This window comes from Alteriqipengyuania sp. (assembly GCF_964222115.1).
Lineage (GTDB): Bacteria > Pseudomonadota > Alphaproteobacteria > Sphingomonadales > Sphingomonadaceae > Alteriqipengyuania.
In genome coordinates, this window is the sequence record NZ_CAXQBM010000065.1 from 12,867 (window position 1) to 35,912 (window position 23,046).

At 63.4% G+C, this 23,046-nt stretch carries 27 protein-coding genes and 1 tRNA gene; 17 read left to right on the plus strand and 11 right to left on the minus strand.

Going from position 1 to position 23,046, the window contains the following annotated elements; all coding sequences use genetic code 11:
* Nucleotides 1-55 precede the first annotated feature (55 nt).
* Nucleotides 56-130 (minus strand) — tRNA-Thr (locus tag ACEQXE_RS09900).
* 124 nt (nt 131-254) lie between these two features.
* On the opposite strand from ACEQXE_RS09900, the gene ACEQXE_RS09905 reads away from it, so the two are divergent.
* The 9 genes from ACEQXE_RS09905 (at nt 255) to ACEQXE_RS09945 (ending at nt 8,404) form a co-directional block, all read left to right on the plus strand.
* Nucleotides 255-428, plus strand: a complete 174-nt coding sequence (locus tag ACEQXE_RS09905; protein WP_370182681.1) for a hypothetical protein — start codon at nt 255-257, stop codon at nt 426-428.
* Nucleotides 429-461: 33 nt separating this feature from the next.
* Nucleotides 462-1,148 carry a 2,3-diphosphoglycerate-dependent phosphoglycerate mutase gene (gene gpmA, locus ACEQXE_RS09910; RefSeq protein ID WP_370178921.1) on the plus strand — a complete coding sequence of 229 codons (687 nt, stop codon included), beginning with the start codon at nt 462-464 and terminating at the stop codon, nt 1,146-1,148.
* Nucleotides 1,148-1,636 carry a 5-(carboxyamino)imidazole ribonucleotide mutase gene (gene purE / locus ACEQXE_RS09915; RefSeq protein WP_370178922.1) on the plus strand — a complete coding sequence of 163 codons (489 nt, stop codon included), beginning with the start codon at nt 1,148-1,150 and terminating at the stop codon, nt 1,634-1,636. The genes gpmA and purE overlap by 1 nt, the downstream gene beginning before the upstream one ends.
* Before the next feature lie 96 nt (nt 1,637-1,732).
* The gene (locus ACEQXE_RS09920; RefSeq protein ID WP_370178924.1) at nt 1,733-2,803 is read left to right on the plus strand and encodes a 5-(carboxyamino)imidazole ribonucleotide synthase; all 1,071 of its coding nucleotides are present in this window, start codon (nt 1,733-1,735) and stop codon (nt 2,801-2,803) included.
* Nucleotides 2,803-3,303, plus strand: a complete 501-nt coding sequence (locus ACEQXE_RS09925; protein ID WP_370178926.1) for a dihydrofolate reductase — start codon at nt 2,803-2,805, stop codon at nt 3,301-3,303. The genes ACEQXE_RS09920 and ACEQXE_RS09925 overlap by 1 nt, the downstream gene beginning before the upstream one ends.
* Nucleotides 3,290-4,219, plus strand: a complete 930-nt coding sequence (locus ACEQXE_RS09930) for a bifunctional riboflavin kinase/FAD synthetase (RefSeq protein WP_370178928.1) — start codon at nt 3,290-3,292, stop codon at nt 4,217-4,219. The genes ACEQXE_RS09925 and ACEQXE_RS09930 overlap by 14 nt, the downstream gene beginning before the upstream one ends.
* Before the next feature lie 314 nt (nt 4,220-4,533).
* Nucleotides 4,534-7,464, plus strand: a complete 2,931-nt coding sequence (ileS, locus tag ACEQXE_RS09935; protein ID WP_370178930.1) for an isoleucine--tRNA ligase — start codon at nt 4,534-4,536, stop codon at nt 7,462-7,464.
* Nucleotides 7,464-7,991, plus strand: coding sequence for a signal peptidase II (gene lspA / locus ACEQXE_RS09940; RefSeq protein ID WP_370178931.1), 528 nt, complete (start codon nt 7,464-7,466; stop codon nt 7,989-7,991). The genes ileS and lspA overlap by 1 nt, the downstream gene beginning before the upstream one ends.
* 2 nt (nt 7,992-7,993) lie before the next feature.
* The gene (locus ACEQXE_RS09945; RefSeq protein WP_370178933.1) at nt 7,994-8,404 is read left to right on the plus strand and encodes a DUF3035 domain-containing protein; all 411 of its coding nucleotides are present in this window, start codon (nt 7,994-7,996) and stop codon (nt 8,402-8,404) included.
* 98 nt (nt 8,405-8,502) lie between these two features.
* Here ACEQXE_RS09945 and ACEQXE_RS09950 read toward each other — a convergent pair whose 3' ends face one another.
* The 3 genes from ACEQXE_RS09950 to ACEQXE_RS09960 form a co-directional block, all read right to left on the minus strand.
* Nucleotides 8,503-9,249: a LytR/AlgR family response regulator transcription factor gene (locus ACEQXE_RS09950; protein WP_370178934.1), complete on the minus strand. Its 747-nt coding sequence runs from the start codon at nt 9,247-9,249 to the stop codon at nt 8,503-8,505.
* Complete coding sequence (locus ACEQXE_RS09955; RefSeq protein WP_370178936.1) at nt 9,239-10,504, minus strand: sensor histidine kinase; 1,266 nt, start codon at nt 10,502-10,504, stop codon at nt 9,239-9,241. The genes ACEQXE_RS09950 and ACEQXE_RS09955 overlap by 11 nt, the downstream gene beginning before the upstream one ends.
* Nucleotides 10,505-10,577: 73 nt before the next feature.
* Nucleotides 10,578-12,095: a fumarate hydratase gene (locus ACEQXE_RS09960; protein ID WP_370179046.1), complete on the minus strand. Its 1,518-nt coding sequence runs from the start codon at nt 12,093-12,095 to the stop codon at nt 10,578-10,580.
* Nucleotides 12,096-12,261: 166 nt separating this feature from the next.
* Here ACEQXE_RS09960 and ACEQXE_RS09965 point away from each other — a divergent pair, with 166 nt between their 5' ends.
* The 5 genes from ACEQXE_RS09965 to ACEQXE_RS09985 are packed head-to-tail and all read left to right on the plus strand — an operon-like array spanning nt 12,262 to nt 17,445.
* Nucleotides 12,262-12,879, plus strand: a complete 618-nt coding sequence (locus ACEQXE_RS09965) for a protein-L-isoaspartate O-methyltransferase (RefSeq protein WP_370178937.1) — start codon at nt 12,262-12,264, stop codon at nt 12,877-12,879.
* Between the two features lie 2 nt (nt 12,880-12,881).
* A complete protein-coding gene (locus ACEQXE_RS09970; protein ID WP_370178939.1) occupies nt 12,882-14,381 on the plus strand; it encodes a TolC family outer membrane protein in 1,500 nt (499 codons plus the stop codon).
* 28 nt (nt 14,382-14,409) lie between these two features.
* Nucleotides 14,410-14,874, plus strand: coding sequence for a DUF2497 domain-containing protein (locus tag ACEQXE_RS09975; RefSeq protein ID WP_370178941.1), 465 nt, complete (start codon nt 14,410-14,412; stop codon nt 14,872-14,874).
* Nucleotides 14,875-14,932: 58 nt separating this feature from the next.
* Complete coding sequence (locus ACEQXE_RS09980) at nt 14,933-17,062, plus strand: prolyl oligopeptidase family serine peptidase (protein ID WP_370182673.1); 2,130 nt, start codon at nt 14,933-14,935, stop codon at nt 17,060-17,062.
* Nucleotides 17,059-17,445: a ferredoxin gene (locus ACEQXE_RS09985; RefSeq protein WP_370178945.1), complete on the plus strand. Its 387-nt coding sequence runs from the start codon at nt 17,059-17,061 to the stop codon at nt 17,443-17,445. The genes ACEQXE_RS09980 and ACEQXE_RS09985 overlap by 4 nt, the downstream gene beginning before the upstream one ends.
* Here the strand turns inward: ACEQXE_RS09985 and ACEQXE_RS09990 are convergent.
* The gene (locus ACEQXE_RS09990; RefSeq protein WP_370178947.1) at nt 17,442-17,732 is read right to left on the minus strand and encodes a hypothetical protein; all 291 of its coding nucleotides are present in this window, start codon (nt 17,730-17,732) and stop codon (nt 17,442-17,444) included. The two genes, ACEQXE_RS09985 and ACEQXE_RS09990, sit on opposite strands and share 4 nt — an antisense overlap.
* 89 nt (nt 17,733-17,821) lie before the next feature.
* On the opposite strand from ACEQXE_RS09990, the gene ACEQXE_RS09995 reads away from it, so the two are divergent.
* Genes ACEQXE_RS09995 through xth form a run of 3 tightly spaced genes read left to right on the plus strand, consistent with a single transcriptional unit; the run spans nt 17,822 to nt 19,434 of the window.
* Entirely contained in the window at nt 17,822-18,253 is a 432-nt protein-coding gene (locus tag ACEQXE_RS09995) for a CBS domain-containing protein (RefSeq protein ID WP_370178950.1), read from the plus strand.
* Between the two features lie 36 nt (nt 18,254-18,289).
* Entirely contained in the window at nt 18,290-18,619 is a 330-nt protein-coding gene (locus ACEQXE_RS10000) for a HesB/IscA family protein (RefSeq protein ID WP_370178952.1), read from the plus strand.
* A gap of 38 nt (nt 18,620-18,657) precedes the next feature.
* On the plus strand, nt 18,658-19,434 hold the full coding sequence (xth, locus tag ACEQXE_RS10005; protein ID WP_370178954.1) for an exodeoxyribonuclease III: 777 nt from the start codon (nt 18,658-18,660) through the stop codon (nt 19,432-19,434).
* Between the two features lie 33 nt (nt 19,435-19,467).
* Here xth and ACEQXE_RS10010 read toward each other — a convergent pair whose 3' ends face one another.
* The 6 genes from ACEQXE_RS10010 to dnaQ form a co-directional block, all read right to left on the minus strand.
* On the minus strand, nt 19,468-20,130 hold the full coding sequence (locus ACEQXE_RS10010; RefSeq protein WP_370178956.1) for a cell wall hydrolase: 663 nt from the start codon (nt 20,128-20,130) through the stop codon (nt 19,468-19,470).
* Nucleotides 20,131-20,344: 214 nt separating this feature from the next.
* Entirely contained in the window at nt 20,345-20,683 is a 339-nt protein-coding gene (locus ACEQXE_RS10015) for a DUF1491 family protein (RefSeq protein WP_370178958.1), read from the minus strand.
* Nucleotides 20,680-21,150, minus strand: a complete 471-nt coding sequence (locus ACEQXE_RS10020; RefSeq protein WP_370178960.1) for a PaaI family thioesterase — start codon at nt 21,148-21,150, stop codon at nt 20,680-20,682. The genes ACEQXE_RS10015 and ACEQXE_RS10020 overlap by 4 nt, the downstream gene beginning before the upstream one ends.
* Nucleotides 21,137-21,520, minus strand: coding sequence for a PTS sugar transporter subunit IIA (locus ACEQXE_RS10025; RefSeq protein WP_370179049.1), 384 nt, complete (start codon nt 21,518-21,520; stop codon nt 21,137-21,139). The genes ACEQXE_RS10020 and ACEQXE_RS10025 overlap by 14 nt, the downstream gene beginning before the upstream one ends.
* Before the next feature lie 197 nt (nt 21,521-21,717).
* Nucleotides 21,718-22,284, minus strand: a complete 567-nt coding sequence (hpf, locus tag ACEQXE_RS10030) for a ribosome hibernation-promoting factor, HPF/YfiA family (RefSeq protein ID WP_370178961.1) — start codon at nt 22,282-22,284, stop codon at nt 21,718-21,720.
* Between the two features lie 51 nt (nt 22,285-22,335).
* Complete coding sequence (dnaQ, locus tag ACEQXE_RS10035) at nt 22,336-23,034, minus strand: DNA polymerase III subunit epsilon (protein ID WP_370178963.1); 699 nt, start codon at nt 23,032-23,034, stop codon at nt 22,336-22,338.
* Nucleotides 23,035-23,046 lie beyond the last annotated feature (12 nt).

Consider the following 23,046-nt stretch of genomic DNA (forward strand, 5'->3'; position numbering starts at 1 on the left):
TTCGGCCAGGGTGCCGAGGCGAATCGATGAAACACACCGACGAAACAAGGGGGGATGGTGCTGCTGGGGAGGATTGAACTCCCGGCCTCACCCTTACCAAGGGTGCGCTCTACCACTGAGCTACAGCAGCATATGGGGATTCGCGGGCGCCCCCGAAAAGGGATGCCCGCTACAGGCCGCGCGCTATTGTCGCGCGCGGCGCGCAAGTCAAGCAAAGCTTGCGTATAGGGTGCACAGGTAGCATTTCGATGAACGTGAACGACCCTGCCCCGCCTCGACCCAGCGTCTCTTCCAAGGAGGAACGCCTTGCCGCTCAGCTGCGCGCCAATCTGAGGCGGCGCAAGGCGCAGGCGCGCGCAAAGCCTGCTGATGCCTCCATCGGCGATCTTCCCAAAGATGCCCTTCCCAAGGATAACGGGGCCCGCTAACGGCTCGCACCTCGCGTTTATGGGAGCAGAAACTTGTCGACGCTGATCCTCGTCCGCCATGGGCAGTCGGAATGGAACCTCGCCAACCGCTTCACTGGATGGTGGGATGTGGACCTGACCGACAAGGGTGTGGAGGAAGCACGCGCAGCCGGACGCCTGCTGAAAGACAAGGGCGTGCTGCCCGATGTCGCCTTCACTTCGCTGCAATCGCGCGCAATCCGCACGCTCAACCTCGCGCTGGAGGAATGCGGGCGTCTATGGGTGCCGGTAACCAAGGACTGGCACCTGAACGAGCGACACTATGGTGGGCTCACCGGGCTGAACAAGCAGGAGATGCGCGACAAGCACGGCGACGAGCAGGTCCATATCTGGCGCCGCAGCTTTGACACGCCGCCCCCGGCGATGGAGCCGGGCAGCGAATTCGATCCGGGTGCGGACGCGCGCTATGCCGGGATCGACGTGCCCTATACCGAAAGCCTGAAGCTCACGATTGAGCGCGTGCTGCCCTATTGGGAAGAGCATATCCTGCCCCAGCTTACGGGCGATCGCACCGTGATCGTTTCCGCCCACGGAAATTCATTACGTGCGCTGGTGAAGCACCTTTCGGGCATTTCGGACGATGAGATCACCGGGCTCGAGATTCCGACAGGTCGCCCGATTGTCTACCGGTTCGAGGGCGGTGCACCTGTCGGTGAACGCCGCTACCTGGACGAGACATGATGTCGGAGAAATCCCTCGTCGCCATCGTCATGGGCAGCCAGTCCGACTGGCCGACGATGAAGTGCGCCGCAGACGTGCTGGGCGAGCTGGGCATCGCGCACGATGTGCGCATCGTTTCGGCCCACCGCACGCCTGATCGCATGTACGATTTCGCAAGGAGCGCAGCGGATTACGGGTTCAAGGTCATCATCGCGGGCGCTGGCGGCGCGGCTCACTTGCCCGGCATGATCGCCTCCATGACCCCGCTGCCCGTGCTCGGCGTGCCGGTGCAGTCGAAGGCGTTGAGCGGCATGGACAGCCTGCTGTCGATTGCGCAGATGCCCGCCGGCGTCCCGGTCGGCACACTGGCCATTGGTGAAGCGGGCGCGACCAACGCAGGTCTGCTCGCCGCTTCGATCCTCGGCTCGCACGATCCCGCCGTGATGCAGCGACTGGCCGCGTGGCGCGCGAAGCGCAGCGAGGCCGTGGCGGAGCGGCCTGAGGATTGAGCAAAGTGCGCCAGATCCGTTCGTGTCGAGCCGAGTCGAGACACGTAGGCACCACGCATCTCGACTTCGCTCGATGCGAACGGCAGGGTTAAATCCATGATCCTTCCCGGCAGCACCATCGGCATCCTGGGCGGCGGTCAGCTCGGTCGCATGCTGGCCATGTCGGCTGCCTATCTCGGCTATCGGGTGCATGCTTTCGCGCCCGACGCGGACCCGATCATCGCCCAGGTCTGTAACCGCTATATCAGCGCGGACTGGTACGATGTAACAGCGCTGAAGGCCTTTGCCGATGCCTGCGACGTGGTGACGCTGGAATTCGAGAACGTGCCCGCCGCGCCGCTCCAGCCAATCGCCGACAAGCTCGCCCCGCACCCCCGCGCGCTCGCCATCGCGCAGGACCGGCTGGCAGAGAAGCGCTTTGTCGAAGAGCTCGGAGGTACGCCCGCGCCGTATCATGCAGTCGAATCGCGAGACGCCCTACTTGAGGGGATCGACAGGCTCGGCACGCCGGCCATCCTCAAGACCCGGCGGGACGGGTATGACGGCAAGGGCCAATGGCGGATCGGCTCGCGCGAAGAGGCCGAGGCGCTGGATTTCCCCGGCACGCCCTGCGTGCTCGAAGGGTTCGTCACTTTCGAATGCGAATTCTCGGTCATCCTCGCACGGCGCGCCGACGGGGCGATCGCCTTCTGGGAAAGCGCCGAGAACGATCATGCTGACGGCATCCTGGCGCGCTCCACCCTGCCCGGCGCGGCCATCATCGGGGAGCAGGTGGGCGAAGCGCGCAGGCTTGCGCAGGCGATTGCCGACAAGCTCGGCTATGTCGGCGTGCTGACCTGTGAGTTCTTTGCCGGCAAGCACGGCCCGATCTTCAACGAAATGGCGCCGCGTGTGCACAATTCGGGCCACTGGACCATCGAGGGCGCGGCAACGAGCCAGTTCGAGAACCATATCCGCGCGATTTGCGGGCTGCCGCTGGGCGATACCCGCCGCGTGGCCCCGCGCGTGGTGATGGAAAACGTGATCGGCCCCGCCTCTGCGACAGCATACGAAGCGTTGCACGACCCTGCCGCGCACTTGCACTTCTACGGCAAGACCGACGCGCCCGAGGGCCGCAAGATGGGGCACATCACGCGGCTGGAATGGCCTGAAGAGGGCCCTGCCTGATGCTCGAAGACAAGCTGTTCCTCGTCTACGCGCGCGCCGCGAATGGGGCGATCGGCAAGGATGGCGGGCTGCCCTGGCACCTCCCGGCGGACCTGAAGCACTTCAAGCGCCTGACGATGGGAAAGCCGATGATCATGGGTCGCAAGACCTTCGAAAGCTTCCCTTCGCCCCTGCCCGGTCGCCGCCATATCGTGCTGACCCGCGACAGCGACTGGCAGGCAGACGGTGCCGAGCGCGTCCTGTCTGTGCTCGAGGCGCTGGCAGCGGCTGGGGGCGAGGAAACCGCGGTAATCGGCGGGGCGGACGTATTCCTGCTGTTCGAGCCGCAGGCCGAGCGGATCGAACTGACCCAGATCCACGCCGACTACAACGGCGATACTTTCATGGATGCGCCCGATCCTACGCGCTGGGAAGAGGTCGCCCGCGAAGATCGCGAAGCCTCCGGCGATACGCCTGCATATTCCTTCATCACATACGAGCGAGCAGATGCGCTGGCTTGATCACCGCGAACCCGTGCCCGCACCCTTGCGCGGAGCCATCGTCGCGCTCGGCAATTTCGATGGCTTTCACAAGGGGCACCAGGCGGTCGCTGGCGAAGCGATCCGCTGGGCGCGCGAGGAAGAGCGCCCGGTGATCGTCGCGACCTTCGATCCGCACCCGGTGCAGTTCTTCCGTCCCGATACGCCGCCCTTCCGCCTCACCAGCCTCGAACAGCGGCACGAACTCTACCTCGCCTTCGGGGCGACCGCGATGCTGGTGTTCCACTTCGATGCCGAGCTTGCCGGGACGAGCGCCGAGGACTTCATCGAGCAAATCCTCGTCGAGCGGTTCGGCGCGCATGGCGTACTGACGGGCGAGGATTTCACCTTCGGCAAAGGCGCGAAGGGCAATTCCGCGCTTCTGAAGCAACACGGCGCGCAGTTCGGGCTGGAAGCACGCACAGTCTCGGTCGTCAGCGAAAGCGATGCGGTCGTCTCCTCCAGCCGCATTCGCGACCTCCTGAAAAATGGCGAGCCCCAAGCCGCCGCACAGCTGCTCACCCGGCCTTTCGCGATTCGCGGGATCGTGGAGCATGGCGACAAGCGCGGGCGCGAAATCGGGTACCCCACCGCCAATCTCGCGCTCGAGGATTACCTGCGTCCGAAATACGGGATCTACGCCGTGACGGGGCGCATCCTCGCCACCGGGCAGGACCTGCAAGGCGCGGCCAATATCGGCATCCGCCCGCAGTTCGAACCGGCCAAGGAGCTGCTGGAACCTTTCTTCTTCGATTTTTCCGGCGACCTCTACGGGCAGGAGATCGAGGTGGCATTGCACCACTTCATCCGGCCCGAAGCGAAGTTCGACAGCCTCGATGCGCTCATCGCGCAGATGGACCGGGATTGCGAGCAGGCGAAAGCGCTATTGGCGAAGTAGGGTTCGCGCAGAGGGCGCGAAGCGCGCTCCTGACACACCTGACACAGTGTTATAGGGTCAAAAACCGGCCCCATTTTAGAGGGTGGATTTCATCGCGCATGCGGCTCATGCGAAAGGCGCGAGGTGCGGGACCGACGATAGGAAAGATCGCCGGTGAGATTAGCGGGCCGGGGGCGTGTAGGACAGCCTGGAACTTCGCCGCTTGCGGCATCACCGCGCAGCCTGCCTCTTCGCGATCTGTGCGTGAACCGACGTCGGGCACGACAATCGAGAAATTGCGCGATGCACAAGGCCCCGCTAAGGCCTCGCGCCTGATGAGCGACGATACAAAGACAGACTGGCGGGACACCGTCTTCCTGCCGAAAACCGACTTTCCCATGAAGGCCGGGCTCCCGCAGAAGGAGCCGGGCATTCTGGCCGGGTGGCAGCAGGGCGACCTGCACGGGCAGCTGCGCGCCGCGCGTAGCGGTGCGGAGAAGTTCATCCTCCACGATGGCCCGCCCTACGCCAATGGCGATATCCATACCGGCCACGCGCTCAACCACATCCTGAAGGACATGGTCTGCCGCACGCAGAGCCTGCTCGGCAAGAACGCCCCCTACGTGCCCGGGTGGGACTGCCACGGCCTGCCGATCGAGTGGAAGGTCGAGGAGCAGTACCGCAAGAAGAAGCTGAACAAGGACGAGGTTCCGCGCGCCGAATTCCGCGCCGAATGTCGCGCCTATGCGCAGAAATGGGTCGATACCCAGCGCGAACAGCTCAAGCGGCTCGGGTGCCTGGGCGACTGGGACAATCCGTACCTGACGATGGATTTCGACAGCGAAGCCACGATTGTGGCCGAGCTGATGAAGTTTGCGGAAGCCGGTAACCTCTATCGCGGATCGAAGCCGGTGATGTGGTCGCCCGTGGAGAAGACCGCACTCGCCGAAGCCGAGGTCGAATACGAAGACATCACGAGCACGCAGATCGACGTGGCGTTCGAGATCGTGGAGTCGCCGATCCCGGAACTGGTCGGCGCGCACGCGGTGATCTGGACCACCACGCCTTGGACGATCCCGGTCAACCAGGCTTTGGCCTATGGGCCGGACGTACGGTACGGCATCGTCGAGGCAGAGAACGTTCCGCAACTCACTGGGTGCAAGTTCCTAATTGCTCGCGATTTAGTGCGCCAGTTCAACGACCGTTTAGACAAAGCCTTCGGCACAACTGTGCTGTTGAAGGGTCATGATGGTGTTACCATCGGCTCCGACCTCGCCGGGACCAAGGTCCGCCACCCGATGCACCATCTCGGCGGGTTCTATGAAACCCTCCGCCCCATGCTGGCGGGCGACTTCGTCACCACCGATAGCGGTACCGGCCTCGTCCACATGTCGCCCGACCACGGCGAGGACGATTTCTATCTGTGCCGCGAAAACGGGATCGACCCGGTCTTCGCGGTCGATGACGGCGGCGTGTATCGCGACGACTGGCCGTGGCTGGGCGGTGACGACGTTGATGAAGAGGGCAAGGAGCGCCGCCGCGCTGTCATCAACGCCAATTTCAACGCGCCGGACGGGCCGATCTGTTCGGACCTGCGCGAGGCCGGCGCGCTGCTCAGCGCGAGCGCGGACTACCAGCACTCCTACCCCCACTCGTGGCGGTCCAAGGCGAAGATCATCTACCGCTGCACGCCGCAATGGTTCGTGCCGATGGACAGGCCCCTATCGCCCTCTCCCCTTGAGGGGAGAGGGTTGGGAGAGGGGGCCTCGAACGATGCCCTCGGCCAGCCCCTCCCCCCGACCCCCTCCCCGAGCGGGGAGGGGGAGAATACGCTGCGCAACCGCGCCATGTCCGAAATCGAGCGCGTGCGCTTCGTGCCGGAACGCGGGCGCAACCGCATTCGCTCGATGGTCGAGGGGCGGCCCGACTGGGTGCTCTCGCGCCAGCGCGCATGGGGCGTGCCGATCACGCTGTTCGTGCGCAAGGATGGCACCTACCTGCAGGACCCAGCCGTGAACCAGCGCGTCGTCGATGCGATCCGCGAGGGTGGCGTCGATGCGTGGGACGAAGCGCGCAAGGCCGAATTCCTCGGGCCGGACCACGATGCGTCAGAGTTCGAGATGGTGCACGACATCCTCGACGTGTGGTTCGATTCGGGCTGCACGCATGTTTTCACGCTGGAGAGTGGTCGCTGGCCTGCGCTCAGCTGGCCCGCCGATCTCTACCTCGAAGGCAGCGACCAGCATCGCGGCTGGTTCCAGTCCTCGCTGCTGGAAAGCTGTGCCACGCGCGGTCGCGCGCCCTACGACCAGGTGCTGACCCACGGCTTCACCATGGCCGCCGACGGGCGCAAGATGTCGAAGAGCATCGGCAACACGGTCGATCCGCTCAAGATCGTCGACCAGTATGGCGCGGATATCCTGCGGCTGTGGGCGCTGAGCGTCGATTCGACGATGGACCACCGCATCGGCGACGAGATCCTGAAGGGCGTGGCGGACCAGTATCGCAAGCTGCGCAACACCTTCCGCTACCTGCTCGGCGCGCTCGAGGGTTACGACCACGACGCAGAGGGTGTCGCCTATGCCGAAATGCCCGAGCTGGAGCGCTATACGCTGCACAGGCTGGCAGAGCTGGACGGCAAGCTACGGCAGGCGATCCACGATTACGACTTCAACGAATATACCCGCCTGCTGACCGAATTCGCCAATGAAGATCTCTCGGCCTTCCTGTTCGATATCCGCAAGGACCGGCTCTACTGCGACGATCCCGCATGGGTCGAACGCCGCGCCTATCGCACCTGCCTCGACATCCTGTTCCAGGCCTTGGTGCGCTACGCCGCGCCGGTGCTGGTGTTCACGGCAGAGGAGGTGTGGACGACGCGCTTCCCGGATCGCGGAAGCATCCATCTCGAACAGCTCCACCCCCTGCCCGGCGAGTGGACTGACGAGGCGCTGGCCGCACGATTCGCGGAGCTGCGCGCGCTGCGCGAGGATGTGACCGAAGCGATCGAGCCGCTGCGGCGCGAAAAGACCATCCGGTCGAGCAACGAGGCTGCCGTGTCCGTCCCACAGCAGGCAATCCCGCAAGGTTTCGGGATGGAAGACCTTGCCGAACTGTTCATCGCCGCGTCAGTGTCTGCCCACGATGGGGAAGACGTGAAAGTTTCGCGCTCTTCGAATAACAAGTGCGGCCGTTGCTGGCGCCTGCTGCCGAGCGTTTCGGTAGAGGGCGCTCTATGCGACCGCTGTGAGGAGGCTGTAAACTGATGGACGGTGCATGGAATCGCCGGATAACCGGGCTGCTGCTGGCCCTGATCGTCTTCGGGCTGGACCAGCTGGTGAAATGGCTGGTGCGCGTACCGATGCAGCTGGAACAGCGCGCGGTGGTGGAGCTGCTGCCCTTCTTCGACCTGCGCTGGACGCAGAATTTCGGCATTTCGCTGGGCTTGTTCGAAGCGGACAGCGTGGAGGCGCGCTGGATCCTTGTCTTCGGCACCGCGCTGATCGCGGTCATCGTCCTGCTGTGGATGCTGCGCGAACGCACCACGGGCGACATATTCGGGCTCGGCCTGATCCTCGGCGGTGCGCTCGGCAATATCCTCGATCGCGTGCTCTGGGGTTATGTGATCGACTATGCGGACCTGCACTTCGGCACCTTCCGCCCGTTCCTGATCTTCAATATCGCCGATGCGGCAATCACCATCGGTGTGCTGATCATCCTTGCCCGTTCGTTCTTCCTGCGCGACAAGGACGCCGAAGACGACGATATGCACCTGGCTGCGAAAGAGAGTTGACCATGCGCCACAAGAACCTCCTGATCCTCGCCACCTTCGCCATGGGCCTGTCTGCCTGCGGCAGTGGTGGCGGAATTCTCGGTCGCGACCGGCCGGACGAGTTCGCGGTCCAGCGCCAGGCCCCGCTGGTGGTGCCGCCCGATTTCAGCCTCGCTCCGCCCGATCCCGGCGCTCCGCGCCCGACCGAAGGCACGGCCGCGGAACAGGCTCTCGAAGCGCTCTTCGGTGGCCCGGCAGCACGCAGCGAAGTCGAAGCAGCAGCGCTCAGCCGTGCGGGTGAAGCGGCACCGGGTATCCGATCCTCGGTGGGCGATACCCAGACGCAGACCGTGGCCAAGGGCCGCGTGACGCGCGATATTATCGCCGCGCCCGAAGGTGACGGCGGTTCGGCGCAGGCGGTTATCCCGGGCTGATTTCCCGATCAGGGCCTGCCGCCCGACAAGTTTCCAGTAATGGCTCGATCCTCTCGACCCGGCATTTGTCGGGTCGAGTCGTATGTGGCGAGCGCGCCCTAGCGCCCGGCCATGGCTTTTACCTTGGGCAGGAACGTGCGCCCGATGCGCAGCGTCTCGCCGTCTTCCAGCTCCACCGACCAGACCCCCAGTCCATCGTGGCGCAGGCCTGCAATATGGTCCTTGCGCAGGATCGTGCTGCGGTGGATGCGGATGAAGGATTCGGGGTCGAGCTTTTCTTCAAGCCCGGCGATGGTCTGCAACAGCAGGTACGTCTTGTCGCCGACGTAAAGCCGCACATAGTCGCGCTCCGCATCGATCCGGCGAACGTCCGATACGGACACGCGCACCAGTTCCGAACGGTGGGGTACCCACAGTTCCTGCAGCCACTTCTCGTCGCCGATTTCCGGCGTCTCGCCCCGCTTGGCCAGGGCCCGGCCGATCGCCCGCTCCAGCCGTTCGGCGGCGACGGGTTTAAGCACGTAATCGACCGCGTCGAGATCGAATGCCTCCACGGCAAAGCTTTCATGCGCGGTGACGAAGATGATCGCAGGCGGATTGGGTTTGCGCGCCAGTTTCTTGGCGACCTCGATCCCCCCAAGCCCCGGCATGGTGAGATCGAGCAAGACGAGATCGGGCGTTTCGCTGGCGATAATGTCCAGTGCTGCCTCGCCATGGTCGGCAGTGCCCACCACCTCGACACCCGCGATCCGGCCGCACAGCGTTTCCAGTCGTTCGATTGCAAGAGGCTCGTCGTCCACCAGCGCGACGCGCAATGAAGATTGGGGAGGTGTTTTATCGTCCATTGTTGAAATCCAGCGGCATGATGAGTTCCGTGCGGTAGCCCCCGTCTTCGGCCTGCCCCGTCAGCACCTTGGCGCGGTCGCCGAACCGTGCACGCAGCCGGTCACGCACGTTCGACAGGCCAATGCCGAATCCGCCGCCAATATTGTCAGCCAGGCCCGGGCCGTCATCGGCCACCACGAGGTGCAATTGCTCGCCTTGTGCGAAGGCTTCGATCGAGACATGCACCGGCGTGGTCGAGCGTGCGACCGCATAGCGCACCGAATTCTCGACCAGCGGCTGCAGGATCATGCCCGGCACCCGAGCGCGTTCCAGCCGATCCGGCAGGGTAATCTCGACCAGCAAGCGCTCGGGGAAGCGGACCTCTTCGATGGCCAGGTAATCGCGTTGCAGCGCGATCTCGTCTTCCAGAGCGACATCCTCGGTCGGTTCCTCGGCAAGGCTGTGGCGATAGAAATTGGACACCGCCTGAATCATCGCCTCCGCCCGGTCGTCCTTGCCGGTGATCACCAGCGACGACAGCGAATTGAGCGTGTTGAACAGGAAGTGCGGATTGATCTGGTAACGCAAGGATCGCAACTCGGCAGCCTTGGCGGCCGTACGGAATCGCTCCTCCCGGGCTTGCGCCACGCGCGCCTGCGCACCCGCCAGCAACGCGAGGTACAGCGCTGCCCAGGCGAGCAGCAGGAAGTACCGCCCGATCGCAATATCGGTCAGCTGCCGCCAGCGCTCCAGCCCTACCGGCGCAGGGGCAATGACGAAGGTTCGGACATCGAGATCGTCGCCCGCATTGGCGCCCCTGCGGGACCCCTCTGCCGGGGTTGGTACTGGCGGAACGTCGACCAGCAGGTTGCCCGCTTCGTCGCGGCGAAACACCACGCCCTGCTGCTCCCCGATCTTGCGGAACATCGTGTCCTGCACCGGCGCGAACACCATCTGGTTGACCTGCGCGATCATCAGGGAGGCCGGCAGGGCGACGAGCAGGGCGGTAGCCGTCTTGATGATCAGGCTTCGCGAATCGACCAGTCGCAGAACGAGCCACATCCCCAGCGTAATCACGACACCCACAAGGCACACGACAAGGCGCCGCCAGAGCAGCGCATCGTGGATCTCGAGCCCGACGATCACACCGCGCAGGGTGAGCAGCACGAAATAGGTCGCCCACAGACCGGCGATCGAAATCAGCACCGCCTTGAACGGCAGGCGGCTGGATTCGCTTCGCAATTCTGTGTCGGACGGAATGTCTTTCGCCATCATGCCTGATTGCCTGCCCGCGCGCGCGAAGGCCATGCCGCCGGTCGATGCCGGAACTGCGCCGGTCGAGCGGACATCACGAGTTTTCGAGCAGCTTTTCGTCCGCGATCCGCTTGCGCCACTGCGCCGGGGCCAGCGTGTGGACGTTGTTGCCCGCCGCATCGACGGCGACGGTCACCGGCATGTTCTCGACCGTGAATTCGTAGATCGCTTCCATGCCCAGTTCCTCGAACGCGACGACTTTTGCTTCCTTGATGGCGCGGGCAACGAGGTAGGCCGCGCCGCCTGTCGCCATCAGGTAGGCCGTCTTGAAGCGGCTGATGACGTCCACAGCATCTGCCCCGCGCTCCGCCTTGCCGATCATCGCCAGCAGGCCAAGATCGAGCATCATCTCGGTAAACTTGTCCATCCGGGTGGCGGTGGTCGGGCCTGCCGGGCCGACGACCTCGCCCATCACCGGGTCGACCGGGCCGACATAATAGATCGCACGCCCCTCGAAGCTCACCGGCAGCTCCTCGCCACGCTCAAGCATGTCCTTGATGCGCTTGTGCGCCGCGTCCCGCCCGGTGAGCATCTTGCCCGAGAGCAGCAGGCGATCGCCGTGGTTCCAGCTCTCGACCTCTTCCTGCGTGAGCGTGTCGAGGTTCACGCGCTTCGCCGCGCTGTCGGGCTGCCAATTGACCTTGGGCCACTGGTCGAGATCGGGCTTCTCCAGATACGCCGGGCCCGATCCGTCCAGCGCGAAATGCGCATGGCGTGTTGCCGCGCAATTCGGAATCATCGCCACGGGTTTGCCCGCCGCATGGCACGGCCAGTCAAGGATTTTCACATCGAGCACGGTCGAAAGGCCGCCCAGCCCTTGCGCGCCGATCCCCTGCGCATTGACTGCATCGAAAATGTCGATTCGCAACTGCTCGATATCGGTCTGCGCACCGCGTTTCTTCAGCTGGCCCATATCGATCGGGTCCATCAAACTCTGCTTGGCGAGCTTCACGCAGTGCTCCGCCGTGCCGCCGATGCCGATGCCGAGCATCCCGGGCGGACACCAGCCCGCGCCCATCGAAGGCACCTGTTCGACCACCCAGTCTACGATATTGTCAGACGGGTTCATCATCTTGAACTTGCTCTTGTTTTCGCTGCCACCGCCCTTGGCGGCGACATCGATGCTCACGGTGTTGCCCGGGACCATCTCGACCGACAGCACACAGGGCGTGTTGTCGCGCGTATTGCGGCGGGTGAAGGCAGGATCGGCAAGGATCGATGCGCGCAGCTTGTTGTCCGGGTGGTTGTAGGCCTGCCGCACGCCTTCATCGACGATTTCCTGCAGCGCTCGATTGCTGTCCAGCCGGCAATCCTGCCCCCATTTGACGAACACATTGACGATGCCGGTGTCCTGGCAGATCGGCCGGTGCCCTTCGGCGCACAGGCGGCTGTTGGTCAGGATTTGCGCAATCGCGTCTTTCGCGGCAGGACCCTGTTCGGCCTCGTAGGCCTCTCCCAGCGCGCGGATATAGTCCATCGGGTGATAGTAGGAGATGAATTGAAGCGCGTCGGCGACGCTTTCGATGAGATCGTCTTCCTTGATAGTCGTCATGTCGCTCATCGACGGGCACCTCCTGCTGATCGAAACCGAAGCGCCACTAGAGCAGCCAAAGCCTATGCGACAAGTGATGCGGGTCTTGGCGAGCCTTTCCGCCCCCTATAAGGCGTCCGCCAGGGCCCGCATCCGCCGCTGCCGACTACCCAGGCGGATGGCACAGATGGACGAGACAAGACAGATGATCGCTATCGCGCAAAAAGCGCCTGACTTCGCGGCCGCACGCCGCCACATGATCGAAAGCCAGCTGCGCACCAGCGGGATCAACGATGCTTTCGTGCTCGAGCGGATGGCCGAGGTTCCGCGCGAAGATTTCGTGCCCGAAGCATCGCGGGCAAGCGCCTATATCGACCGCACGATTCCGCTTGGCGGGGGTGCGGCGCTGGGCTCTCCGCTCGCCTATGGCGAGATCCTGACGCATGCGCGGCCGCAATCGGGCGACACAGTGCTGCTGATCGGCCCTGCGACGGGCTATCTCGCCGCGCTGATCCGGCCGCTGGTGTCCGAAGTGCGCGAGGCGACACCCGACATGCTGCTCGCGAACGATGTCGATGGCACATTCGACCTCGTCATCGTCGATGGCGCGCTGGAGGATGTACCAGTCCAGCTGGTCGCAACACTCGCGCCCGCCGGTCGCCTCGTCACCGGAGTGATCCGCAAGGGTGTGACCCGGCTCGAAGTCGGGCGCCGGAGCGGCGACGACCTGTCGCTGCTGGCCATCACCGAAACGCAGCTTCCGCGGCTGCCTCAATTCGACAAGCCGCAAGGCTGGAGTTTCTGACCATGCTGCGCCCCGCCATCCTGTCTCTTGCCCTGACGAGCGCATTTGCGCTGACCACGCCCGCGCAGGCAGACACGCTGCGCGAGGCACTGGCGGAGGCTTACCGCACGAACCCGACCTTGCAGTCGGCACGCGCACAGCTGCGTGCTACCGACGAAACCGTGCCGATCGAGAAGGCGGATGGGCGCCCGAGCGTAACTGCGCAGGCCGCCGTCACCGAATTCGTGCAACAGAACTCGACCAACTTCTTCGCGCCGCAGCGCGCGTTCACCGGCGGGGTCGACTTGGGCGTGCCGCTCTATTCGGGCGGATCGGTCAAGAATTCCATTCGCGCGGCGGAAGAACGGGTCGAGGCCGGGCGTGCCGACCTGCGCGGGACCGAAAGTGCCATCTTCACCCAGGTCGTTGCCGCTTATATGGACGTGCTTCGCGGCGAAGCGCTGGTGGGCTTGAGTGCCAATCAGGTGCAGGTGCTGGAAGTCAACCTGCAGGCAACCGGCGACCGGTTCGAAATCGGCGATCTGACCCGCACCGACGTGGCGCAATCGCAATCGCGCCTGGCTCTGGCACGCGGCGACTTGCGTTCTGCCGAAGCGGGCCTGATCCAGGCACGCGAAACCTATATCCAGCTGGTCGGCTCGGCTCCGGGCGAGCTCGAACCCCCGCCCCCGCTCCCCAACCTGCCCGACGATCCGCGAAGCGCGGTCGATGTGGCGCTGGAGAATAACCCCGACCTGATTGCCGCACGGGAACGCGCCCAGGCGGCAGGGTACGATATCGATGTCGCGGGTGCCTCGCGCCTGCCGCGGATCTCCGCGTTTGCCGGGTACGACTACCAGAACTTCCTCGGCTCGATTCCCGGATCGCTTTCCGACCCAACCAATCCGAACAGCGCCATCATCCCGAGCGATCAGGATGCGCGAGCTTCCTCGGCCGGCATTTCGCTCTCCATTCCGATCTTCCAGGGCGGGCGCCCCGCGGCGCTGCAACGCCAAGCGCAGGCGCGCGCATCCGCCGCGCTCGACCAGGTGATTGCCACAGAGCGCGATGTGATCGCGCAGGTTCGCGCTTCTTTCGCCAGCTATTCGGCTGCGCTTGCCATCATCGACAGCTCGCGCGAAGCGGTCGCCTCGGCCGAGCTGAGCCTCGAAGGCGTGCGGGCGGAAAACTCGATCGGCAATCGCACCGTGCTCGACGTGCTCAATGCCGAACAGGAGCTGTTATTCGCCCGCGTCGACCTCGTGACGGCCCGTCGCAATGCCTACGTCGCCGGCTTCAGCCTGCTCGCCGCCATGGGCCTTGCCGAAGCGCGCGACCTGGGGATCGAGGGCGGCGCCCTGTACGACCCGCTGGTTAATTACGATCGCGTTTCCGGGCGCTGGAACGACTGGGATCGGGACCCGGAGCCCGAGGCCCAGGGCACGCGCACCATTGACATTCCTCCCGCCAACGCGGACATCCGCGATGTCTATGGACCGGTATTGGAGCCGGACGCGGACTGAGTGATCAGGGACTAAGGGGCGGGCAAAGGTGCGGGACGGCGAAGCGTCGGTCGAGGAGATTCTCGACTCCATCAAGAAGGTGATCGCGCGGGACAATCGCGCAGGCGCAATGGAAGCGCGCCGACGGCGCGAGCGTCGCGAAGAGAGCGCACCATTGCCGCAGAATGACGTGTCGGATGAGGAGGCTGACGAGGTGTTCGACCTCGCCGATGCAGAGCAGATCGATACGCTCGACGAGCCCGAAAGCGAGACGGAATCGCTGCTGAGCGCGACTTCACGCGATGCCATGCGGGATAACCTCGCAACGCTGGCCCTGCTCGCCGAACCCGGCACGCCTCCGCAGATCGTGCGGTCGGGCGAGACATCGCTGGAAGGTTTGGCGCGCGAAATGCTGCGCCCAATGCTCGCCGAATGGCTCGATACCAACCTGCCGCCAATGGTCGAAGACCTCGTCCGGCAGGAAATCGCGCGGATCGTCAAGAAGCAGGGCTGACAGCTTTACCGAGAAATTTCGCTTGCGGGCGGCGTGCACAAGCGTAGGTTCGCGCGCCATGCGCAAGGCCTTCAAACCGCTCGCCCTTCTCGCTGCTTCGGCAGCGTTTCTGACCTCTCCAGTTATCGCCCAGGACTCGCCGGAAACCGGCGAGCCCGTGCCCATGTCGGCACGAGATCTCGTGACCATGCCGCGACTCGGCCTCTCCAGCGTGAGCCCGGACGGTACCCGTGCGATTTATACTGTCACGCTGACAGATGAGGCCGCGCTCACACGAAGCACGACATACAAGGTCAAGACCCTGGCGACAGGTGAGGAGCGCGACGTCCGGATCCGGGAGGACGCATCCTCCATCGTCTTCCTCGATGACGAACGGATTTATTTCCTCGCACCCGGTGGTCGCAACTCTAAGGGCATGCAGGTTTTTACCGGCATCCTCCTGTCGAACGGCGTAGTGGCGCAGGAAAGCCAGGTTACCCGGGTCAACCGCAGTATAGACGGTTTCAAGGTTTCGCCCGACGGCAGTAGTGTCGCCGTGATTGGCAGCGTGCCGCGCGAATGCAGCGTGTTTGCCTGCTCCAGCGAAACACCCCGGCATATGCCCGGACCCGGCACCGGGATGCTGTACGATGGATCGGATGGTTTCGTGCGGCACTGGGATTCCTACGAGACGCCGGGGACCTTCAGCCGCGTCTTTGTTTTCCCGATCGAGAATGGCCGTGCACAAGGGCCCGGTATCGCCGCGGACGGGCCTGACGGCGAAGGTGCGCTGACCGGTGACACGCCGGTGCAGCCCTTCGGCGGACTGGAGGACATGGCCTGGGGGGCAAAGGGCGATGCGCTCTATTTCGTCGCGCGACAGTCCGGGGCCACCGAGCCTACCTCTACCAATACCGATATCTATCGCCTCGCCATGGGCGAAAGCGTGCCGACCAACCTCACGGCTGCGAACGAGGCCAGCGACGGAGCGCCGACGCCTTCACCCGACGGCAAGTGGCTGGCGTATCTGGCGATGGAACGACCGGGGTACGAATCGGATCGCATGCAAGTGATGCTGCGCGATCTCGCTACCGGACAGACAAGATCGCTGACCGATGACTTCGATCGCAGCTTCGGCTCGCTGGCATGGACGCCGGACTCCCGCTGGATCATTGCGACAGCGCAAAGCGTGCTCGACACTCCGGCGTTCCGTATCGACCCGCGCGACGGCACCGTTAACGAACTTGACCTGATGCGCGGCAACGAAGCGCATATTGGCAGTGTCACGCCCGCAGGTAATGATCGCATCGTATTCACACGCGACTCCATTGCAGCCCCCTCGGAACTCTACGTTTCGGATGGCTGGGGTGAGGCCGCCCGCCTGACCGACGTTGCTGCCAGCCGCATGTCGGCACTGGCTCCGGTCGAAACGGAACGCTTCAGCTTCGCTGGCGCAAACGGCGACACGGTATGGGGGCAGATCACCAAGCCTTCCGGGATCGATGGTAAGCTTCCCGCGATCCTCTACGTCCATGGCGGCCCGCAGGGATCGTTCAACGATGGATGGTCCAGCCGGTGGAACCCGCGCGTCCTCGCGAGCCAGGGTTACGCAGTCATCTCGGTCGATTTCCACGGGTCGACCGGTTACGGGCAGGCCTTCACCGACGCGATCAACCGCGACTGGGGTGGCAAGCCGCTGGAAGACCTGCAGAAAGGCCTTGCGGCAGCGCTGGCGCTCGACAGCCAAATCGATGGCGACAAGGCCTGCGCCATGGGTGCCTCCTATGGCGGTTACATGATGAACTGGATCGCGGGGAACTGGCCTGACCGTTTCGACTGCCTCGTGCAGCACGATGGCCTGTTCGACATGCGCAGCTTCTATTACGCGACCGAGGAATTGTGGTTTCCGCGGTGGGATTTCGGCGGCTCCTACTCCGAACAGAAGGCACTTTACGAGCGCTGGAACCCGGTCAACCACGTCGACAAATGGCAAACCCCGATGCTCGTGATCACGGGCGAGAAGGATTATCGCGTTCCCTACACGCAGGGCATCCAGAGCTTCACTGCTTTGCAGGAGCGGCAGATTCCTTCGCAACTGCTTGTCTTCCCGGACGAGAATCACTGGGTGCTGAAGCCCAAGAATTCGCTCCAGTGGCATGATACGGTGTTCACCTGGCTCGATCGCTGGCTGGGCGACGACTCCGAATGAGCGAAGCCAAGGCGCTCAGGAAAGCGCAGGCTGCCCTGGCAAAGACCGGCGGTGAGCGTGCCGCACGGCATATCTTCCTGTGCGCGATGCCTAAGAAGGCCAAGTGCTGCGACCCGGAACAGGGTGCACAATCATGGAACTATCTCAAGAAACGGCTGAAAGAGCTGGGGATCGGTCCGTCGAAAAACGGGGAGCAGGGGCTGTTGATCCGGCGGACCAAGGCCGATTGCCGGCAAATCTGCGAAGCAGGCCCGGTTGCGGTCGTCCAGCCAGACGGGGTCTGGTACCACTCCTGCACGCCGCAGGTGCTGGAAGAGATCATCCAGCAGCACCTGATTGGCGGCGAGCCGGTCGAAGCCTACCGACTGCATCCGGTCAATTAGCGCTCGTCATCCTCCAGCGGGTTGTGGATCGATTCATCGTGGCCCGTCCCGTTGGACAGGAAGACCAGCCCCATCAGCGCACTTGCCAGCAGCATCGTCATCCCGATGCCCAACGCAACTGCTATGAAGAAATGCGGGCTGACTTCGGCTTCGCTCCAGAAAATAGCGAGCATGGCCGCGCCCACGACCAGGATCGTCAGCAGCAGCATGAATCGCATGATCCGTTTGTAGCGAGCCCACGCAAAGGCCGCCTTTTCCGGATCGTCGAGCGGGGATTTGGGCGCCAAGCGACCCTCCTGAACTGAAACTCTGTGCCGATTCGCCAAACGCGATCACTCGTGCCATTATCCTGCCCCGGGGGAAAGGAGCACGAAAGATGGACATCGGACAGCTAATCGCATCTCGCAATGCAAGCGCCATTCTCACTTGCGATGTAGGGCAGACTATGCGCGATGCCATTGCAATTCTTGCCGAAAGGCGGATCGGCGCCTTGCCCGTGATGCAGAGCGGTCAGGTGGCCGGCATCTTCTCGGAACGCGACGTGATCTACTGCATGGCGCAGCAGGGTCCCTCCTGCCTTGATCGCCCCGTGCGCGAGGTGATGACGGCACCCGCGATCACCGTCGATCGCTCCGAAAAGGTCGATGCAGCCCTCTCTCTCATGACCCGGCGGCGTATCCGCCACCTCCCCGTGGTGGAGGATGGCGCACTGATCGGCTTTGTCTCGATCGGCGATCTGGTGAAATCCCGGTTCGACGAAGTGCAGCAGGAAGCGCAGGACATGCGCAGCTATATCCAGACCGCCTGACTTGAGACGGGCCGCCGTTACGCCCATATCGATGACATGAGCACACCCCCCACTCTCACCACTGCGGCCGCTACACGCGTGGCGGCCATTGCATCAAAGCAGGGCAAGCCCGCGATCCTGCGCCTCGCGGTGGATGGGGGCGGGTGCTCTGGGTTCCAGTATCGTTTCGAGCTGGCAAGCAATGCCGAGAATGACGATGCGACGAGCGAAACCGACGGCGTGCGGCTGGTGGTGGACCCGGTGAGCCTCGATCTCGTCGCGGGGAGCTCGGTCGATTATGTCGAATCGCTGGGCGGTGCGGCATTCCGGGTCGAGAACCCGCAAGCGGCCGCGGGCTGCGGCTGCGGCTCAAGCTTCGGTATTTGAGTTAGACTAGCGCACGCGCATCGGGCACGAAGAGCCCCATGCGTATCGCCACTTTCAACATCAACGGCATCAAGGCGCGGCTTCCGCGCCTGCTCGAATGGCTCGAGGAAACGAAGCCGGACGTCGCGTGCCTGCAGGAAATCAAATCGCAGGACGAAGGCTTCCCCGCCAGCGAGTTCGAGAAGGTCGGCTACCAGGCGCTTTGGCACGGCCAGAAGAGCTTCAACGGCGTTGCCATCCTCGTCCGCAACGGCCTCGACGTAAGCGAGCGCCAGCGTGGCCTGCCGGGTGACGATAGCGACGAACAGGCGCGATATCTTGAAGCCGAGGTCAATGGCGTGGTTATCGCCAATCTCTACCTACCCAACGGCAATCCGCAGCCGGGGCCGAAATTCGACTATAAACTGGCATGGATGGAGCGGCTACGCGCCCGCATGGCTGCGATATGGGCGGAAGAGAAGCCCGCCATCGTCCTTGGCGACTTCAACGTCATCCCTGAGGACAAGGATGTGTGGTCGCCGCTCGCGATGGAGGACGATGCATTGATGCAGCCCGCCTCGCGCAATGCCTATGCCCGCCTGCTGGCAGACGGATGGGTCGATGCGTTAAACACGCTCAACCCGCGCGGCGGCGTATGGACCTTCTGGGACTACCAGAGGGGCGCGTGGCAACGCGATCACGGGTTCCGGATCGACCATTGCCTGCTTTCGCCCGAACTGGCGGACCGACTGGAAGCGGCAGGCGTCGACAAGGATGCCCGCGGCCAGGAAAAGGCGAGCGACCATGCACCCGTGTGGGTGAAGGTCGCTGCCTGATCGTTTGGGTGCGAGCTTCCGCTCGTCACCCGATTAGCGATAGAAAATGTGCGTCTTGATGGTTGCGCGCGCCTGCTTGGTGCGAGCCCAGCGCGGTTTCACGTAATTCGCATGGAAATAGAGCGAGTCGCGTGCTTCGCTCTCCCACAGGCCTTCATGGGCAATGCGGGCAATCTTGCGCGCGCGTTCCCAAGCGGCGGCATTGCTGCGCCGGGTCGGGATGTGTCCGTTCTTCACGAAGGAGAACTGCGCGCGCTGAGTGACAACGCCGCAATAGTCAGAAGGGAAGACCGTGGAATCGGCGCGGTTGATAACAACCTGGGCCACAGCAAGCTGGCCTTCGATCGGCTCACCACGCGATTCGAAATAGATGGCGCCTGCAAGGCACTCGAGCTGGCGCGAAAGCGTCTGCGGTGCGTCGACCTGCGCGATCAGCTCGCGCAGCGAATCCGCAGCCGGCACATTCGCATCGTCAGTTTCGGTATTCGCGGCGATATCCGCCTCGGCTTCCTCGGGAAGCGGCTGAACCACTTCTTCCGACAGGAAGACCGTTTCGTCCGCAGCGTCAGCCTGCGGCGCGATGAGAATTTCAGTTTCGCCCTGTTGGGCTTGCGCGCCTGCATAGCTGAAGCCTGCAGAAGCGATCAGTCCGGCAGCGACACACGCCGCGAAGCCGAATTTCGTCTTGGTACCCATTGATCCCGTTCATAGGGCGGTGAACGAACACAGACGCAGGCTGGAACCATCACGCGCAAAAGCGCATTCATCGAATGTATAAATGTGAGGGTTCGAAATGGCCTGCCGGCCGTTCCCCGACTGCGTGCTAATCGGCGCGACCTCATTGTCGCCTCGACCGCCTGCGCAAACTCGAAGTTGCGCGCCCTTTGCCCTTGTCCGGCTTTAGGTCAAGTTAAGGCTGCAATTCTGCGACGAACCGTTCTGCATTATCGATCTGTAATTCAACGATCCACAAATCCGCATCCTGATCGCGCCTGCGATTGCAATAATCGTAGATTTTTCCCTCATTTTCAGAAGGTTCGTCTTGCGTAACTTGCCACTCGAAGGAGAAATCGGCCGAAGGCCTTCTTTCGACTAATTTCAGCCGCTCGCCACGATCGCGCAGCAATAGAACATAGGTTCCGGCGTCTCGGTCACCTTTGGCAAGGATAACTCCGGTGCCGCCTTCTGCCGAAACCTGTCGCAAAATGCCGCTTACGACGAGGTGAGTCGGCAGGCGCGAATCACTCATGGCCGATCATTCGCATATCCATCGAGGCCGGACAGCGCGATTCGCGAGCGCATGAACGTGCCGGTTCCGCGCCCGATCTCGTCGCCTTCCTCATCCACAAGCCGCGATTCGGCCACTAGGACGCGCCGTCGCCCGCTGATCCAGACGCCATCTGCAGTTACCCGGCCGCTACGAACCGGCTTGGTGAAGTGTGCATTGAAGGCCGTCGTCAGCAGGAACCGATCGGTGACCAGCGTATTCGCGGCATAGAAAGCCGCATCGTCGAGCATCTTGAAATAGATGGTGCCATGCGCGGCACCCGCCGCATGGTACACATCTTCCGTTACATCGAATGTGATGCGTGCGCGCCCCTCTGCCTCGATCGCAATCTCGGAGGCAAAGGCACTATTGATAGGGGCAGAGCGATAGAGCCGTTCGAGCGCACGAAAATGCGCTGCCGGGCCCGGCGAGGGTTCAGGCGGCTTCACGCAAACCCGAATTGGCGATGATCGCGAACAGTTCTTCTTCGCTCTTCGAATCGAACAGGCGATGCAGCACACGTTCGTCACGGGTGAGGCGAGACATCGCCGCGAGCGCGTGGAGGTGCTGGGCGCCCGCATCCGTAGGAGAAATGAGCCCCATCACCAGCCGTACGGGAATTCCATCCGCCGCATCGAAATCGACATCGCGATCGAGGTGGATGAGCATCGCGAGCGGCTCTTCCACTGCATCCATGCGCGCGTGGGGCATCGCGACCCCGCGGCCAAACCCCGTGCTGCCCAGCGTCTCGCGCTCCTTCAGCACGTCGAGCACTTCATCGCAGTCGAGCGAATAGGCAGCTGCAAAGCCTTGGGCCACTTCGTTCAAAATAGCAGATTTGTCAGCGCAAGACGCGCATCGCACGGCTTGGGGAAGTAATCGGAAAGGGGTCGACACGGGGGTTGTCTGCCTTGCTACGCGTTGATGCTCTTGATCCCGCATGTGAGCGGGGTGTCACAAATTATGCGACAGGAGGCGAGGCTCGGCCGCTCATGAAGAACGCGCTACCAGCCTCGTCAATGCGGCTCGACCCATCCGATCGTGCCGTCATGGCGTCGATACACCATATTATGACGGCCAGTGCCAGCATTTTTGAAGAACAGGGCGCTTGTATCGCGTAGATCCAGCAGCATCACCGCATCCGCGACAGATGCTTCGGGGATATCGGTTTTCGTCTCAGCAACCACCGCCGGCGCATCCGCAACCTCGGCATCGTCTTCGTCAGGTTCGGCCGCAAACACGCGGTATGCGGCCTCTTCGGCTGCAGCCGAGTGGGCATGTGCCTCGTGCCGATCCTTCAACCTGCGCTTGTAGCGACGGAGCTGTTTTTCGAGCTTGGTCGCTGCCGCGTCGAGTGCCTGGTGGATATCATGTGCTTCCGCGCGCGCCTTCAGGATCAGGCCTTGCATGATGTGCGCCACGATGTCGCAGGAAAATGCCCCGCCCGGCTCCTTGCCGAATGTGACATGTGCGGAAATCGCGCGGCTGAAATATTTTTCGACAATGCCGGAAAGGCGATCGGTCGCGTTGTCCTGCAGCGATGCGCCGGTATCGATTTGGTGACCTGAGACTCGCACGTCCATGCTCTGCAATTCTCCCTTTGCTATGGCGCCCTCGGGGGTCGGGGGCTGCGCCTATCTGTTCCAGATAGGTCTTGCGATACGCTCAAGAAAGGCCGCGTGGCGCTCAAGTTCCTGCATAGTTGCAGAATGAGGGCGGATCGGGCGCTTCGGGCGGTCGGGCGATGGGGCAAGCGCCACGATGGCCTCGGCAGCGTCTCCAGCGTCCGAAACCTCTTCCGCAACCAGGCCCATCGCGATCTGCCGACCGCCGGTCAGCTCTATGTACACCTGCGCAAGCAGCTCGGCGTCGAGTAGTGCACCATGGAAGACGCGGTGGCTGCGATCGACCCCGTAGCGGCTGCACAAGGCGTCGAGCGAATGCTTGCCGCCCGGATTCTTCCGCCGCGCCAGCTCCAGCGTATCGATCTTGCGCGACAAGCAGATCGGCTCGCGCGCGCAAAGCTCGAGTTCTGCATTAAGGAAGGCGAAGTCGAACCCGGCGTTATGCGCCACCAGCTTGTCTTCACCCACGAAGGCCAGAAAAGTGTCCACCTTGTCGGAAAAGCGGGGCTTGTCGGCGAGGAACTGGGCGCTCAGCCCGTGGATCGCTTCCGCCTCGGCAGGCATATCGCGGTCAGGATTGTAATAGGCGTGGAAGGTTTCACCGGTCGGCATCCGGTCGATCAGCTCCACACAGCCGATTTCCACCATCCGGTGACCCTGTTTGGGGTCGATCCCGGTGGTTTCCGTATCGAATATGATTTCACGCATGCGCAGACTATC